This window comes from Leisingera sp. CC-HEC096 (assembly GCF_059429235.1).
This window is the reverse complement of record NZ_JCAIJS010000001.1, coordinates 1,313,200-1,329,397: the sequence shown is the minus strand read 5'-3', so window position 1 is coordinate 1,329,397 and position 16,198 is coordinate 1,313,200. Positions and strand designations below refer to the sequence as shown.

The window sequence follows — 16,198 nt, the reverse complement described above, 5'->3', positions numbered from 1 at the left end:
CGGGGCACGTTTGCATCCTTTGCATGTGCTTAACCCTGCCGATTCGCGCAAGAAATGCGTCAACTTCTCCCTCACAACCGCGAAAAACGTGCCGTTCTACGCAGTACTAGGTATTCACATAAAGTTCGCCGCCGCTAGGCTGGCCGCACTCGAACCGATCCGCCCGGGGGGGACCTTCCGGGCAATCCGAATGCTAATGGGAGGAATAATTAATGGATCGCCGTTCTTTCTTGAAAACGTCCGCACTGGGCGGCTCCGCCGCAGCAGCCAGCACCCTGGCTGCGCCGGCCTATGCCCAGGGCAACCGCACCCTGACCATGGTTACCACCTGGGGCCGCGGTCTGGCAGGTGTGCATGATTCTGCGCAGTATGTTGCCGACGCCATTACCGCTATGTCCGATGGCTCGCTGACCATCGACCTGAAAGCCGCAGGCGAGCTGGTTGGCGCGTTCGAAGTTTTCGACGCCGTGACCGCAGGCCAGGCCGACATGTATCACGCGGCCGACTATTACTTCGTCAGCCAGCACCCGGGCTACGCCTATTTCACCGCCGTGCCCTTTGGCATGACCCCGCAGGAACTGACCAACTGGTACTACCACGGCGAAGGCATGGCGCTGCATGATGAGCTGGGCCAGATTTTCGGCCTGAAGTCCTTCATCGGCGGCAACACCGGCCCGCAGTCCGGCGGCTGGTACAACAAGGAAATCTCTGGCCCTGAAGATTTCAACGGCCTCAAATTCCGTATGCCGGGCCTGGGCGGCAAGGCGCTGGGCAAGCTGGGCGCCTCGGTGCAGAACATTCCGGGCTCCGAAGTGTATCAGGCGCTCTCCTCCGGCGCCATCGACGGCACCGAGTGGATCGGCCCCTGGGCGGATGAGAAGGCCGGTTTCCAGGAAATCACCAAGACCTACTACACCGCGGGCTTCCACGAGCCGGGCGCGGCACTGTCGGTTGCCACCAACCGCGAAGTCTTCGAAAGCCTGTCGCCTGCGCACCAGAAGATCATCGAAATGGCGGCCGCTGCCGGCCACCAGTGGAGCCTGGCGCAGTTCATGAACAACAACGGTGCAGCGCTGCAGCGCCTGCAGTCCGGCGGCGTGAAGACCCTGGAATTCCCGGACAGCGTCTGGGACGCTTTCGGCCAGGCAACCAAGGACACCCTGGACGAGTTCATGGGCGACGAGCTGTTTGCCAAGATCCGCAACAGCGTGGAATCCTCGATGAAAGCCTCCTCCGGCTGGATCACCAAGTCCGAAGGCGCCTACCGCGTACAGCGCGACCGCGTCCTGGGCTGATCCGCCTGACTGGCATTAACCGGATCCTCCGCCGCAGGCGGGGGATCCACATGCAGTTGCACGCAGTGCAGACGGGCCGGCCATCAGCGCCGTGAGCCCAGCCTGCCACCGCAGCTTCGCAGCAATCTTCCCGGGGGAAACATGCAGGAAGAGAGTGGCATCACCTTCTTTGGCGCAATCTGGGGCGGACTTGTCTGGCTGATCCAGAACATCGCCGGCGCCTTTTATAATCTCGGCTACGCCGTCACCCATCCGCAGCTCTGGCTCGACTGGTCCGACAAGGCCTCGATCATGCGCTTCGTCTACTATGGCGGCTCGGTCGAGTTCTTCTTTGTCGTCTTCACCACCTTCCTAGTGCTGACAGGCATCGGCCTCTACTTCCGCGGCTTCATGTGGGGCATGGTGCGGGGCCTGGAGGGGCTGGCCAACACCGTCGGCCGTTTCTTTGCCTGGGCAGGCCTTCTGATGGTGCTGCAGCAAATCATCATCGTCTTCATGCAGCGTGTGTTCGCGCGGCCGGACATCAGCTTCGGCTTTGGTATCCCGTTCAGCCAGGACATCAGCTGGTTTGCCGAAGAACTGAAGTTTTACAACGCCTTGGTGGTCTGCCTTTGCGTGACCTACACCTTTGTGCAGGGCGGCCACGTGCGGGTGGACCTGATCTATTCCGGCATCAGTTTCCGCGCCAAGAAGGTCGTGGACATGATCGGCTCGCTGATCTTCATGATGCCTGCTGCGGTCCTGACCTGGATGTACGGCTGGTTCTTCCTGTGGCGGCACCTCATTGTGCCGAACCCCTCGGCCTCGGACACGCTTGAGCGGCTGGTGATGAAATCCCGCGCGCTGCGCTGGAACGTGGAAACCATCGGCTTCAGCCCGAACGGGTTCAACGCCTACTTCCTGTTCAAGATCCTGCTGATCGCCTTCGCCGGTCTCGTCTTCCTGCACGCCATCGCCTTCTTCTACCGCTCCTTCCTGGAGTTCGTCGAAGGCCAGGGCAGTGAAAACAAATACCTCGACAAGGACAGCCTTGGAGAGGGTGAAGAAGCCTACGAAGGCACGCATTAAGGGACGTCGGAAACATGCTATTTGGACTTGATGGCGTCGAGATCGGCCTGCTCATCGTATTTTTCTGCCTCTTCGGGGGCATCCTCTCCGGCTTTCCGGTGGCCTTTGCCATCGGCGGTGCCGGGATCATCTCCTTCGGTATCATCGCCGCGCTGGACAGTGCGGGCATCCTGATCCACCAGGCCATCGACACCTCGTCGCAGGCCTACCGTGATCTGGTGAGTACGGGCATCAGGCCCGACAAAATATCCACCTTCCGCTATCCGGACCTGCCAAGGATCGCCGAGCCCGTTTTCATCCAGGGCTGGGAAGTGGCGCTGGACCGCAACATCTCCTTCATCGTCAACCGCATGAACGAGCGGGTGCTGGCGGGCGCGTCGATTGAAACCCTGCTGGCAGTGCTGATGTTCGTTCTGATGGGCATCACCCTGGAGCGGTCCAAGATCGCCAACGACCTTCTGACCACCATGGCGCGCGTCTTCGGGCCGCTGCCGGGCGGCCTGGCGGTGTCGATCGTGGTTGTGGGCGCCTTCCTGGCGGCCTCCACCGGTATCGTTGGCGCGACTGTGGTGACCATGGGCCTGCTGGCGCTGCCCACCATGCTGCGCAACAACTACTCGCCGGAACTGGCGACCGGTGTGATCGCGGCGTCCGGCACGCTGGGCCAGATCATTCCGCCGTCGATCGTGATCGTTCTCCTGGGCACGCTGGCGGGCGACCTTTACTCGACCGCGCAGGAAACCCGCGCGATGGAGGCAGGCTGCTCCGACGCGCTCACCTACCTGGGTGAGCCGGCGGTGGTCTCGGTCGGGACCCTGTTCCAGGCGGCGCTGCTGCCGGGCATCCTGCTGGCGCTTCTGTATGCAACTTACGCCTTTGGCTACGCGCTGCTGAACCCGCACAAGGCGCCCGCGGTGACCATCGAAGGCGGCACCGGCGAGGTGATCACCCGCAATGAAGGCCTGACCTGGTTCCTGGCGGTTCCGGCGGCACTGATCGGCGGCGCGATTCTGCTGTCGAGCTTCAATGTGATCGGCAGCCAGAACATCACCGTCTCGACCTTCTCGGACGCCGGTGAGACCGCTTCGCTGCGCACCAATGTCGGACCGCAGTGTCAGGAGGCCATGATCGACCTGCACGGGCAGGAGGCCTGGGACGCCGCCGTTGCGGAACAGGAAGCCATCGACGCAGCTGGCGGCGTGGCTTTGGCTGCGAAGCTGAGCGAAGAGGAAATCGCCGCTGCCCGCGAAGCCAAGATCGCCGCTGCGGCCCCGATCGGCACCGGCATCAGCGTGATCATGATTGTGCTGGGCCTGGTGCTGGCGTTCGGCCGCGGCGTGGCGCCTTCGCGCGATGCCAAGCCGCTGATCCTGGGGGCCATCGGCATCCTGCTGATTGCGCTGGTGGATCTGGTGGCGATTGCGCCGACCACATCGGCGGGCGTAACCGTGCTGTGGATCGCGCTGCCGCTGCTTCTGGCGCTGTGGGGCTGCCGAGAAGCGGCTGCCCGCTGCGCCAAAAACGATCTGATCCGGGTGGTATTCCCGCCGCTGGTTCTGATCGTTGCGGTGCTGGGCTCGATCCTGGGCGGCATCACCAACCCGACGCCGGCTGCGGCGCTGGGGGCTGGCGGCGCCATCATGCTGGCGGCCTACCGCAAGCTGCAGGACGAGGGGCGCTCCGGCAAGATCATCATCTGGTCCACCTTTGCGGTGATGCTGTGCATCCTGGTCGGCATGAACTTCGACCTGCGGGTGAACCAGGGCGGGGTCTCGGTTGAAACCTGGATTGCCTTCATCGTCGCCTATGCCGCGTATCTCTATGCGCTGTTCGGGCTGCTGTTCGGCTGCTGGGTGCTGTTCAAATCGGGCGTCCTGACCCCGGTGGTGCGGGAAACCGCCAAGGTGACCTCGATGGTCTTCACCATCCTGATCGGCTCGCAGCTCCTGAACCTGGTGGTGATCTCCTTTGGCGGCGAGCACTACATCCAGCAGTTCCTGAAGAGCTTCGACAACGAGATGACGGTCTTCCTGATCGTGATGCTGGTGCTGTTCTTCCTGGGCTTCGTGCTGGACTTCCTGGAAATCATCTACATCGTGATCCCGATCGTGGGGCCGGTGATCTATGGCGGGTCTTTCGATCCGAAGTGGGTGACCATCATGGTGGCGGTGAACCTGCAGACCTCGTTCCTGACACCGCCCTTCGGGTTCGCGCTGTTCTACCTGCGCGGGGTTGCCCCCAAGGAGGTGACGACAGCCCATATCTACCGCGGGATCGTGCCCTTCGTGCTGATCCAGGTGGTGGGCATCGCCATCCTGTGGGCCTTCCCGTCGATCGTGACCATCGTGCCGGCGCTGATCCCGAACTGATCCGGGACGCAGGACAGGAAAACGGAAAAGGGGCCCCAAGCGGGCCCCTTTGCTTTTCCTGCAGGGGGAGGGGCGCTGCCCCTCTTGGCCAAGGGCCAATTCACCCTGGAGTACTTCTTGAAAGATGAATTGGGGCGGCGCAGTTCTCAGGCGAACTGGATCAGATCCCAGCGGTTGCCGAAGGGATCGCGCCAGACAGCGACGGTGCCGTAGGGCTCGTGCCGCGGGTCTTCCTCGAAGGTCACGCCCTGGGCCAGCATGGCGGAATGGTCGCGGTCAAAGCTGTCTGTGGCGAGGAACAGCCCGACGCGGCCGCCGAACTGGTTGCCGATGGCGGCCTGCTGCTCAGGGCCTTCGGCACGGGCCAGCACCAGGCTGCCCTGCGAAGCACCCCGGCGGCAGAATGCGCACCCAGCGTTTGCCGCCCTGATCGATGTCCTCGGCCAGCTGCCAGCCGAGCTGGCCGCAGTAGAAGGCGATGGCGGCGTCGTAATCGGGCACCACCAAGGAAACCGCGTGGAGGTATTGCATCAGCGGCTGCGGTGTATGGGATGTTCAGGCAGCTGGATGTTGGCGACCTGTTCGGCGATCGGATCGGTCGACAGCGGGTGGCTGGCCGCCTCGAATTCCGCCGGGTCGGTCATCTTCTTCCATTCGCTCTGATGATAGATCTCAAGGCCTGAGAATTTGGCTTTGTAGCCCATCTTCTGGCTGCCGGGCACCCAATAGCCGAGGTAGACGTAGGGAAGGCCCGCCTCGCGCGCAATGCTGATGTGGTCGAGGATCATGAAGGTGCCGAGCGAGTTCTGCGGCTGGTCCGGCGCGTAGAACGAATAGACCATGCTGAGCCCGTCCTCCAGCACATCGGTGAGCGATACAGCAGTCAACTGGTTGCTGCCTTCTTCGGCATATTCCACCACCCGGCTGCGGACCGGTGTTTCCTCAATCATCGCAGCGTATTCGAAGACATCCATGTCAGCCATGCCGCCATCGGCATGGCGGCTGTCCAGATAGCGGCGGAACAGGGCGAACTGATCCTCGGTCGCCCAGGGCGATGTCGCCCGCCGCTCCAGACGGGCGTTGCGCTTGAGCGTGCGTTTCTGGCTGCGGGTTGGGGTGAAGGCCGAAACATCAATCCGCGCCGACAGGCAGGCCGAGCACTCCGAGCAGGAGGGCCGGTAAAGCACGTTCTGCGAGCGCCGGAAGCCCTGCTGGCTGAGGCTGTTATTAAGCTGCTCCACCCCGTCGCCCTGCAGCGCGGTAAACAGCTTCCGCTCCATCCTGCCCGCCAGATAGGGGCAGGGCTGCGGGGCTGTCACGTAGAACTGAGGAGCAATGGGAAGGGTATGGCGCATCGGAACTCTTCAGCGGTTTTGCGGGGCAGATGGAACGGTCGCCTGCAACGGGCGGCAGATACTCCAGCTGATGATAGCAATGCGGTTCCGATGCGCCAAGTAGCCTTGTGGAAAATGGTTTAACGGGCTCTTGCGGATTTCGCTCAAACCCGGCGGTTCAGCATTACGGTGCCGAGGAAATGGTCGGTCAGCCCCTGGCCGCGCGGCGAGGTCAGCATCAGAATAATCGAGATCACTTGCAGGACCGGAAAGCCCAGCGAGATGGAGTAGCCCGCGGTGTGCAGTGCTGCCAGGCCGCTGTCGAGCCGCTGGCCGGTGCTGTCGCGCAGCTCGATCCCGGCAAAGCGCATCCCCCAGGTGGCGGAGCCGTTGGCGATTGTCACGGTCCGGTAGGCAAAACCCACTGCCAGATACAGAAGCGGCCAGATCAGCAGGCCGGTAAAGGCGGTCAGCACCACCGCAACGGCGCTGAGGGTAAAGATCAGGATGCTGTCGATGATCCAGGCGATCAGCCGCTTGGCCGGAACAGACGCATAGAATTCTGCCTGGTAGTCGGGATCGGGCAGGGCGGTCATGTATGGGGTCCTTTGCGAGGGGGAAGAAGCAGGTAGGGGAAGCCCCGCCCGGACGGGGCGGGGCAGCCGGAGGAGGAGGGCAGCTTAATGGCGCTTGGGTTCGCCGCCGTCTTGGTCCTCGTCCTCCGCGTCATCGCCATGATCGGCGGCGCGGGCGCGCTCATTCATGAACTGGTCGAACTCGGCTTTGTCCTTGGCTTCGCGCAGGCGTTCGAGGAAAGCTTCGAAATCATGCTGCTCCTGTTCCAGGCGGCGAAGCGTGTCGGCCTTGTAGGCGTCAAAGGCGCTGTTGCCCGAGGGTTTCATCGCCGAGAAGCCGTGACGTGCCCAGGTTTTGCCTTTGTGGCGGCAGGAGGATTTGCTGAACATTCGTTTGCTCCAGATCATGTAGAAAAGAAGGGCCAGGCCCACTGGCCAGAAGAAAACAAAGCCAAGCACCATGGCGGCTATCCAGGCGCCTTTGCCCTTGCTGTCCAGCCAAGCTTCGCTGCGGGAAAACCAGCCCTGCACCGGTGCATGGGGGGCGGTTGGGGTGAAACTCGTCATCGGGGTCCTCCAGTTTGCGGGTGTATGTAAATCCCTTTCACATTACAGCATATCGGAAGCTCCCGCTGGGGTTTCAAGGTCCCATGTAAATCTTTTTCACATCTTCTGCTGCGGCCAGGTCCTCAGGTGCGCAAGGGGCAATTGTCTTGCTGATAAGGCAATTGCTATTTCTTCAGAGGCCGGACCGTCAGCGGTTGGCGCAATCCTGCGTCAGCTCCGGCTAGACGCAGATGCTAAAGAAGGGCCATGGAAACCTTGAAAACGCGCGCCGGCACCGGGCCTCGCATAGTGCGGAGCGGCAATTCGGCCATTGACGCGGCGGTGCAGCGGGAACAGTGTCGGGAGCATGACGACCGCTCTGCAGATCACCCGCATTCCCCGCCCCTTTGACCACGAACTTGGCGACGAAGCGCGCGCGCTTGTACCGGCGCTAACCGGCGATCTGGCGGATCTGGTGGCCGGGGCCTGCGGCTCCAGCCCCTATCTCAAGGAGCTGACAGCGCGGGAGGCGGGCTGGTTGCCGGAAGCGCTGCAGGACCCGGATGCGGCGCTGCGCAGCGTGCTGGCGGACTGCCGCGCGCTGGAAGGCACACAGCTCAAACCCGGCCTGCGTCAGGCCAAGCGGCGGCTGGCGCTGCTGACCGCGCTGTGCGACCTCAGCGGCGGCTGTAGCCTGGAACAGGTGACCGGCGCGCTGACGGAATTCGGCGGGCTGAGCGCGGATGTGGCCATCAAGGCGGAGATCGCGACGCTGATCCGGCGTAAAAAACTGCCGGGGCTGACGGAGGATGACGTGGAGACCGCAGGCGGGCTCACCATCCTGGCGATGGGCAAGATGGGCGCGTATGAGCTGAACTACAGCTCTGACATCGACCTGATCTGCCTGTTCGACGAAACACGTTTCGACCCGGATGATTTCTATGAGGCACGCCAGGGCATGGTGCGCGCGACCAAGAACATGTGCGCGGCGCTCAGCGACCGCACCGGCGAAGGCTATGTGTTCCGCACCGACCTGCGGCTGCGGCCGGACCCGGCGGTGACACCCGTCTGCCTGGCGATGGAAGCGGCCGAACGCTATTATGAAAGCCTGGGACGAACCTGGGAGCGCGCCGCCTATATCAAAGCACGTCCCTGTGCCGGCGACATCAAGGCTGGGGAGCGTTTCCTCAGCACCCTGCGCCCCTTTGTGTGGCGGCGGCACCTGGATTTTGCCGCCATTCAGGACGCCCACGACATCCGCCTGCGCATCCGCGAGAACAAGGGCACCGGCGGTGCCCTGCATGTTCCGGGCCACGATATGAAGCTGGGCCGCGGCGGCATCCGCGAGATCGAGTTCTTCACCCAGACCCGGCAGCTGATTGCAGGCGGGCGCGACGAGAGCCTGCGTCTGCGTGGCACCGTTGAAGGGCTGGCAGCACTGGCGGACAAAGGCTGGGTGCCGCCAGAGGTGGCAGAGACCTTGACTGCCCATTACCGCGCTCACCGCGAGGTCGAGCACCGCATCCAGATGGTGCATGACGCCCAGACCCACCGGATGCCGAAATCCGAGGACGGGATCGCCCGGGTCGCTTGCCTGATGGACCGTGACCCTGCCGAGCTGATGGCGGAAATAAAGGAGCGCCTGGAAGAGGTGCATACGCTGACCGAGGGATTCTTTTCCCCGGGCGCCGCTCCGCCGCCTGCAGCCGTGCCGGAGGATACGGCAGAACTCGACGGCGCCGTAATCGCCCGCTGGCCGACTTACCCGGCGCTGCGCTCGGCCCGCGGCGCGCAGATCTTTGAACGGCTGAAGCCGGAACTGCTGGCCCGGGTCGCCAAGACCGCCAAACCGGCCGAGACGCTGCTGGCGCTCGACGGTTTCCTGGCGGGGCTGCCTGCCGGGGTGCAGCTGTTCTCGCTGTTCGGCGCAAATCCGCAGCTCATCGACCTGCTGATCGACATCGCCGGCACTTCCCGCGAGCTGGCCAGCTTTCTGTCCCGAAACTCTGCCGTGTTCGACGCCGTGATCGGCGGTTCGTTCTTCGACCCCTGGCCGGGGAGCGCCAAGCTGCGGGAAGAACTGGATCGCCGCCTGGCCCTGGAAGGCGATTACGAATCCCGCCTCGACGCCACCCGGCGCTGGTGCAAGGAATGGCACTTCCGCATCGGGGTGCACCACCTGCGCGGGCTGATCGACGGCCGCCAGGCCGGGGCGCAATACGCCGAATTGGCCGAGGTGGTGATCGCCGGGATCACTCCGGAAGTGGTGGATCACTTCTCCCGCAAGCACGGCCCGCCGCCGGGCCGGGGCGCAGCGGTGCTGGCGATGGGCTCGCTCGGTGCCGGGCAGATCCACGCACAATCCGATCTCGACATCATCGTGATCTATGATCCCGGCACGGAGGAGATGTCCGAAGGCAAACGCCCGCTGGCAACGCGCCCCTACTACGCCCGTTTGACCCAGGCCTTTGTCACGGCGCTTTCCGCCCCGATGTCCCAAGGCCGCCTTTATGAGGTCGACATGCGGTTGCGCCCCTCCGGAACGCAGGGCCCGGTGGCGGTCAGCCTGGCGGGGTTCACCCTCTACCAGCAGAACGAGGCCTGGGTCTGGGAGCATCTGGCATTGACCCGCGCGCGGGTGGTGGCCGGGGAGGACAGCCTGGCTGCGGAAATCGAGGATTTCCGGGCAGGCTTCCTGGCGCAGCCGCGGGAACGCGGCAAGGTGCTGCAAGAGGTCGCGCAGATGCGCACGCGGCTTGCTGCCGCCAAGGCGCCGGCGGGCGTTTGGGACGCCAAGAACGGGCCCGGCCGGATGATGGATGTGGAGCTGATTTCCCAAGCAGGCGCGCTGACGTCCGGCTCCGGCGCGCGCGATGTGGCCGCGGGCCTGGCCGGTGCTGTCGCTGCCGGATGGCTGAGTGACGCGGATGCAGAATACCTCGGCGCCAGTTACCGTCTATTCTGGTCCGTGCAATGCGCAGCGCGGCTGCTCTCCGGCAAAGCCATCGACTCCGATGGTATAGGGGAGGGCGGGGCGCAGTTCCTTTGCCGCACCACCGGCTATACCCGGCTGGAAGAGCTGGAGCAGGAACTGCAGGCCCGCTACACACGCTGTGCTGCGATCATAGGGGAAGCCTTGCAACAGGAAGGGGCGGATGAAGAAGGGCAGCATTGAACAGGACCCGCGCGGTCTGATCTACGAATCCTACCGGATCGACGGCATTACCGGCGCGCAATGCCGCAGCATCTTCTTTGACTGGGCGCTGGGCATGGACGCCGCTCGCGACAGCCGCGCCGATATCCAGGCGCTGCTGGAGCGCTACGGCAGCGAACAGCCGGATCACCCGATGACGGCCGTGCTGCGCGACGGTTTGGCTGGCGCGGAAAAGCCGCGCCGCCGCGGCGGCTGGCGCTCGCGCGAACGGTGACAAGCCTGCTGGGCACACAGACCCAACTCCGGGCTAATGTTCTGAAGGCAGGGGTGAAGCGGCCCCTTTTCCTGTACCTGGCTTAAGGATATGAGGGGGCCATGACAGCCTCCTCCGATGCGCCGCAGCGCCCCCGTGTGAAAATGAAACCCAAGTCCAACGCCCGCGCCATCCGGCACGGGTTTCCTTGGGTCTATGCCAACGAGCTGGTGACCGACCGGCGCACCCGCAAGCTGGCGCCCGGCACCCTGGCGGTGCTGGAGGATGAGGCACAGCGCCCTCTGGGGCTGGTCTCCGTGAACCCGGAAAGCAAGATCATCGCCCGGATGCTTGACCGCGACCCGGAGGCGGTGATTGATCAGGCCTGGTTCGCCGCTCGCCTCTCCCGTGCACTGGAAATGCGCGAACAGCTCTATGACGCGCCCTTCTACCGGCTGGTGCACGCAGAATCCGACGGGCTTCCCGGTGTGGTGATCGACCGCTTTGGTGCGGTTTGCGTGGTGCAGCCCAACGCTGCCTGGGCTGAGGCGCATCTGGACATGCTCTCTGCCGCTCTGGCCGAGGTAACCGGCGCCGAAGTGATCCTGAAAAACGCAACGGGCCGCACCCGCGGGCTGGAAGGCCTGGATGACGTGAACCAGACCGTGCTGGGCGAGGCCCCCGCAGCGCCGGTGCCGGTGCAGATGAACGGCGCCACCTATATGGCGGATCTCACCGGCGGCCAGAAGACCGGGCTGTTCTTTGACCAGCGGGAAAACCACGCCTTTGCCGTCCGCCTGACTGCGCCGGGCGCCAAGGTGCTGGATGTGTTCTCACACGTCGGCGGCTTTGGCCTTGCGATGCTGGCCGGCGGGGCAGGGCATGCGACCTGCGTCGACGGCTCGGCAGCAGCACTCGAACTGGCTGTGCAGGGCGCCGCCTCCAGCGGCCACCAGGAAAAGTTCACCGCCCGCCAGGGCGATGCCTTCGAAGTGCTGGCCGCGCTGGCTGAGGAAGGCGAGAGCTTTGACGTGGTGATCTGCGACCCGCCCGCCTTTGCACCGTCGAAACAGGCGCTGGAGGCTGGCCTGCGCGCCTATGAGCGCGTCGCCAAGCTGGCCGCACCACTGGTGAAACCCGGTGGCTACCTGGGCCTCTGTTCCTGCTCGCACGCCGCCGATCTCACCAGGTTCCGCAACGCTTCGGCCCGCGGCATTGGCAAGGCAGGCCGCCGGGCTGCGCTGATCCACACCGGCTACGCCAGCCCAGACCACCCGCAGCTGCCGCAGCTGGCCGAAAGCGGCTATCTGAAGGCCGTGTTTTTCCGGCTGGATTGAAACGGGTGAAGCTGCTCTTCGACACTTGCGTGCTCTACCCGACCGTGATGCGGGAGATGCTGCTGGGCGCGGCGGGGCTGGGCCATTTCACCCCGCTCTGGTCTGCCCGCATTCTGGGCGAGTGGGAACGCGCGGCGCTGAAACTCGGACCTGAGGGCGCAGCGCAAGCGAAGGCGGAAATCGCCCTGGTCCGGGCTCATTGGCCCAAGGCCGAAGTTGATCCGGCCCCGGGTATTGAGGCCCGCCTCTGGCTTCCTGACAGCGCAGACACCCATGTGCTGGCCGCTGCTATTGCAGGGCATGCCGACGGTATCGTGACAGTGAACAACAAGGACTTCCCCCGCCACACATTGGCAGAGGAAGGCCTGGAGCGCCTTGGCCCGGATGAACTCCTCTACCGTTTTTGGCTTGAGGACAGCACCGGATTGGAGGCGCTTGGCAACCAGGTGCTCGCGGAGGCAAACCGCCTCTCTGGCGGCAGCTGGGAGATCCGCCCGCTGCTCAAAAAGGCCCGATTGCCACGGCTCGCCAAGGCATTGTCAGCCTGACCGCGATTTCATCTTTCCTGAAATACTCCGGGGAGTTTGAGGGGCCGGCCCCTCAATCCCGCCCGTGCCGCAGGCTCAGCCCTTGGCCCATTTCGCTTCCAGCCGCTCCAGCGCGGCGATGCGCTCTTCGGTTTTGGGGTGGCTCATCAGCCAGGCCGGTGCCATGCCTGCGCGCGATTGCGTCAGCTCTTCCAGCTTGGCAAACAGGCTTTTCTGCGGGGCGAGGCCGATGCCTGCCTTGGTCAGCAGTGCAGCGGCGTATTCATCGGCCTCATACTCATCGCCGCGCGACAGCCGCGCCGCGAGCAACGATGTCAGCACCCCGGCAATCCACGGCCCGACAAAGGGAATGTAGCGCCCGAGAATGATCATCAGCGCGGTGCGCAGCGCGTTCTGGCCGGAGAAATCAATCATCCGCTTCTTCGCATGCCCCAGCGCCACATGGCCCAGCTCGTGCGCAATCACGGAGGCCATTTCCTCGGCGCTGACCTCACCGTTCTGGTACTTGCGGTAGAATCCGCGGGTAATGAAGATCCTGCCGTCCGGCGCTGCCAGCCCGTTCACCGGGTCGACCTCGTAGATATGCACCGGGATGCGGGCAATGTTCAGCGCCGCCGCCAGCCGGTCAGTCAGCTGTTTGAGCCTGGGGTCGGCCAGCTCAGTCGAGCGCTGGTCAAGCTCCCGGTGGGTGCGCCAGATCGAAATCCGGTACATCACAAGGCCATAGGCAACGGCCAGCAGGATCGGCAGAAGGCGCAGCATGCTTCAGATATGGGCCGAAACCGCGCCGCCAGCAAGAGGCAGCAGTCAGGAAGCCTTGCACCCAGCGCAGGCCGCCATGCAAAATCCGCACTCGCCGCCGCGCCCCGCATCCATTAAGGGGGTGCGACCCAAAGGCTCCAGATAACAACGGCTTCCGGCACATGGCACCGCTCTCTCAGCTCCGCAACATCGCCGACACCGGCGAGACCCTGCACCGCAGCGGCTGCGCGCCCTACAAGATCGAGAAATACCTGCAGTTCTATGCCAGGAAGCAAGGCATCAACGTGATCGTGCAGGCCACCCCCACCTCGATCTCCTGCCAGTTCCCGGACGAGGACAACCAGTTCATCATCCGCCGCCTGGAGCCCGCACAAATCAACCTCAGCCTGCTGGCGCGCACCATCATCCGCATCAACGCGGTGGAGGACCCGGGGATCGAGGAGCCGGGGCGCTATCCTGGCTGGCTGATCATGCTGGCCAATATTGCCATTCCGCCCGCCTTCCTGACCCTCATCGGCAGCGCGCTGACGACAATCGCGCTATCGGCGGTGCTGGGCTTCCTGGTCTGGCTGTGCCAGCTGTTCTGCCGCGGCGACCGGGTGATCCTGGTGGAATTCCTGTCGGCGCTGGTCGCGGGGCTGGCGGTGTCGCTGGTCAGCAGCATGGGGGTGGAGGTGCCGGTCTGGGGCACCTGCATCGCCGCCATCGTACTGTTCGTGCCGGGGCTGTCGATTGCCAACTCGCTGGAGTGCCTCGCCTTCAATGACGTGATCTCAGGTTCCAGCCTTTTTGCCCAGTCTATCTTCGTGCTGATGAAACTTTTCATTGGCATCTACATCGGCGTCAGCATCGGCGCCGCGCTGTGGGGGGCAACGCCGCATGTGGAGAACGTGAACGGTGTCTTGTGGTGGATGCCCTACCTGGCGCTGCCGGCGCTGTCGTTTTCCATCGGGATAATCTTCAACGCGCGGATGGTGGACATCCTGCGGGCGCTGCCGGTCACCGTGCTGGGTATGTGGGGGCCGCTCTATCTGGGCTTTGGCGGCGGCTGGATCGTCGGCACCTGGGTTACCGCCATGTGCATCACCCTTTATGGCACCTGGCTGGCCAAGACGCTGAACCTCACCGGTGCCATCTACATCGTGCAGGGCATCCTGATCCTGGTTCCCGGCAGCCGGGTGCTGATGAGTGCGACGCAGTCGCTGTTCAATGAGACACTGATGGCAGACGCCAGCATCGGCCTGTCGGCCCTCCTGATGTTCTCGGCCATCGTGGCGGGGCAGGTGACGGCGCTGGCCCTTTATTCGCAGAAGAACCGCAACCTCGCCAGCTAGGCGCTGCGTTCAGCGGCCGGAAGTTCCCACGTGCTTTCGGGCAGCCCCGCGTCCGAGGCCGATGGCCAGCCGCTGGCGGTCACCGCATCCTGCAGCGCAGCATAGCAGTCCGGGTCGATACCGGGGCCTGCCAGGTCATCCATGATGGCATAGGTCTTCTCCAGCGGCAGCGCTGACCGATAGGGGCGTTCGGCGGTCAGCGCGTCAAAGATATCGGCCACTGCCATCACCCGCATATCCTGCGTCAGCTGGCTGGCATCCATACCGTAAGGGTAGCCCTTGCCGTCCAGCCGCTCATGATGCGCCGCGCTCACATCCGCAAGCTCCCGGAAGGCGGCAATCCTGCTCAGCACCTCGTGGCCCAGTGCCGGGTGCCGTTTCATCAGGGCGAACTCCTCATCCGTCAGCTTGCCGGGCTTGTCCAGGATGGTGTTGGAGACACCAAGTTTGCCGATGTCATGCAACAGGGCCCCCCGCACCATCCAGCGGCGGCGTCCGGGGGAGTAGCCCAGCTGGTCGCAGATCAGCCCGGTATAACGCGCCACCCGCTGCGAATGGCCGTGGGTAAAGGGGCTCTTGGCGTCGATCACCAGCGAAAACGCCCGGGCGATCTCATCCAGATAGTCTTCATCCACGGTATGGATATGCTGTGCCTGCGGGGTGGCAAAGACCTCTGCCTCCAGCCCTGGGTCCTGCAAGTCCGCCAGGAAGCCGGGGCGGCGGATCACCGCGGTGAATACCGGCACAAGCTCCGGGTCGAACCAGCTGCCTGCGCGGGCTTCCAGCTCCGCCGCGGCGGCCTCTGCCCCTGCGCTGGCGGCAAAGACGTCTGCTACCTGCGCCATCAGCGCGATGCGCGCAAACAACGGTATTGCTGCGCCTTCCAGGCCCTGCGGCTGGCCGCCGCCGTCCCAGTGCTCATCCAGGCTGGCGATGCCCTCTGCCACATCCTCGGAAAAGCGCATCTGCCGGGCAATACCGGCGCCGCGGTTGCAGCGGGTCTCGATCAGCTCGCCCGCCAGCTGGCCGTTTCTGGCAATCACGTGGCCCAGCGTTTTCAGCTTCTGCAGCGGGCTGGCCCCCAGCGCGGTGTTGCGCAGCAGGAATTCGATGCCCTGCCGTGAGCCGCTCACCGTCTTGAAGTTCTGTTTGAAGGACAGATCATCGGTCAGGTACAGCTGGCAGATGCGGGCCGCGTTGGAGCTGCACCCCAGATCCTTCAGCAGCAGCGTGAAATAGAGGTCGGAGAGCGCCTGCGGCGGCAGTTCCAGCTCCCGCGCGGCCTGCATACCGATCCAGCAGCAGCGGACGCAATGGCCCTTGGGCTGGCCTTCGGTAAGATCCAGCGCATGGCTGAGCGCGCCAAGCAGCTCCCCCAGCCGCAGGATGCCCTGCGGTGCGGAACCGCCGGCCTGGCCGGGACTGGAGGAGGAAAAGGTATAGGTCATTGGCCTTCGGCAGTGATAATGCGGAAGGCCAATGACAGCACGGACAGGATTAACCTGGCCTTACCCGGCGCAGGATAGGGTGGGAACTCTGCGCCCGATTTTCGTAAAATGTCCGGGGCCGCCGTTTGGCAGCCCCGCGGTCATAATTCAGGGGCCGCCGCTTGGCAGCCCCCAG

At 64.2% G+C, this 16,198-nt stretch carries 13 protein-coding genes and 1 pseudogene; 8 read left to right on the top strand and 6 right to left on the bottom strand.

Annotated elements, in window-relative coordinates:
- Positions 1-212 precede the first annotated feature (212 nt).
- The 3 genes from AC5STI_RS06550 (at position 213) to AC5STI_RS06540 (ending at position 4,732) form a co-directional block, all read left to right on the top strand.
- Positions 213-1,295 (top strand): TRAP transporter substrate-binding protein, encoded by a 1,083-nt coding sequence (locus tag AC5STI_RS06550; RefSeq protein WP_475052726.1) that lies wholly within the window; start codon positions 213-215, stop codon positions 1,293-1,295.
- Between the two features lie 141 nt (positions 1,296-1,436).
- Positions 1,437-2,363: a TRAP transporter small permease subunit gene (locus AC5STI_RS06545; RefSeq protein ID WP_475052723.1), complete on the top strand. Its 927-nt coding sequence runs from the start codon at positions 1,437-1,439 to the stop codon at positions 2,361-2,363.
- 14 nt (positions 2,364-2,377) lie between these two features.
- Entirely contained in the window at positions 2,378-4,732 is a 2,355-nt protein-coding gene (locus AC5STI_RS06540) for a TRAP transporter large permease (protein ID WP_490398070.1), read from the top strand.
- 146 nt (positions 4,733-4,878) lie between these two features.
- Here AC5STI_RS06540 and AC5STI_RS06535 read toward each other — a convergent pair.
- The 4 genes and pseudogenes from AC5STI_RS06535 to AC5STI_RS06520 form a co-directional block, all read right to left on the bottom strand.
- Positions 4,879-5,263: pseudogene (locus AC5STI_RS06535) on the bottom strand (VOC family protein).
- Entirely contained in the window at positions 5,263-6,087 is an 825-nt protein-coding gene (locus AC5STI_RS06530) for an arginyltransferase (protein ID WP_475052718.1), read from the bottom strand. The pseudogene AC5STI_RS06535 and the gene AC5STI_RS06530 overlap by 1 nt, the downstream one beginning before the upstream one ends.
- Positions 6,088-6,230: 143 nt before the next feature.
- Positions 6,231-6,662, bottom strand: a complete 432-nt coding sequence (locus tag AC5STI_RS06525; RefSeq protein WP_495446090.1) for an RDD family protein — start codon at positions 6,660-6,662, stop codon at positions 6,231-6,233.
- Positions 6,663-6,746: 84 nt separating this feature from the next.
- On the bottom strand, positions 6,747-7,208 hold the full coding sequence (locus AC5STI_RS06520; protein ID WP_490398067.1) for a DUF2852 domain-containing protein: 462 nt from the start codon (positions 7,206-7,208) through the stop codon (positions 6,747-6,749).
- A 346-nt stretch (positions 7,209-7,554) separates the two neighbouring features.
- Between AC5STI_RS06520 and AC5STI_RS06515 the strand changes: the two genes are divergently transcribed.
- From AC5STI_RS06515 to AC5STI_RS06500, 4 genes are all read left to right on the top strand, one after another.
- Positions 7,555-10,362, top strand: a complete 2,808-nt coding sequence (locus AC5STI_RS06515) for a [protein-PII] uridylyltransferase family protein (RefSeq protein ID WP_495446089.1) — start codon at positions 7,555-7,557, stop codon at positions 10,360-10,362.
- Positions 10,343-10,615: a hypothetical protein gene (locus AC5STI_RS06510; RefSeq protein ID WP_475052711.1), complete on the top strand. Its 273-nt coding sequence runs from the start codon at positions 10,343-10,345 to the stop codon at positions 10,613-10,615. The genes AC5STI_RS06515 and AC5STI_RS06510 overlap by 20 nt, the downstream gene beginning before the upstream one ends.
- A 101-nt stretch (positions 10,616-10,716) precedes the next feature.
- Positions 10,717-11,931, top strand: a complete 1,215-nt coding sequence (locus AC5STI_RS06505; protein ID WP_495446088.1) for an RSP_2647 family RNA methyltransferase — start codon at positions 10,717-10,719, stop codon at positions 11,929-11,931.
- A 5-nt stretch (positions 11,932-11,936) separates the two neighbouring features.
- Positions 11,937-12,479 (top strand): RSP_2648 family PIN domain-containing protein, encoded by a 543-nt coding sequence (locus AC5STI_RS06500; RefSeq protein ID WP_495447738.1) that lies wholly within the window; start codon positions 11,937-11,939, stop codon positions 12,477-12,479.
- 75 nt (positions 12,480-12,554) lie between these two features.
- On the opposite strand, the gene AC5STI_RS06495 is transcribed toward AC5STI_RS06500, so the two are convergent.
- Positions 12,555-13,241 (bottom strand): M48 family metallopeptidase, encoded by a 687-nt coding sequence (locus AC5STI_RS06495; protein ID WP_495446087.1) that lies wholly within the window; start codon positions 13,239-13,241, stop codon positions 12,555-12,557.
- A gap of 161 nt (positions 13,242-13,402) precedes the next feature.
- Between AC5STI_RS06495 and AC5STI_RS06490 the strand changes: the two genes are divergently transcribed.
- Positions 13,403-14,575, top strand: coding sequence for a threonine/serine exporter family protein (locus AC5STI_RS06490; protein WP_495446086.1), 1,173 nt, complete (start codon positions 13,403-13,405; stop codon positions 14,573-14,575).
- Here AC5STI_RS06490 and AC5STI_RS06485 read toward each other — a convergent pair.
- Positions 14,572-16,023, bottom strand: a complete 1,452-nt coding sequence (locus AC5STI_RS06485) for an HD-GYP domain-containing protein (protein WP_495446085.1) — start codon at positions 16,021-16,023, stop codon at positions 14,572-14,574. The genes AC5STI_RS06490 and AC5STI_RS06485 overlap by 4 nt on opposite strands.
- Positions 16,024-16,198 lie beyond the last annotated feature (175 nt).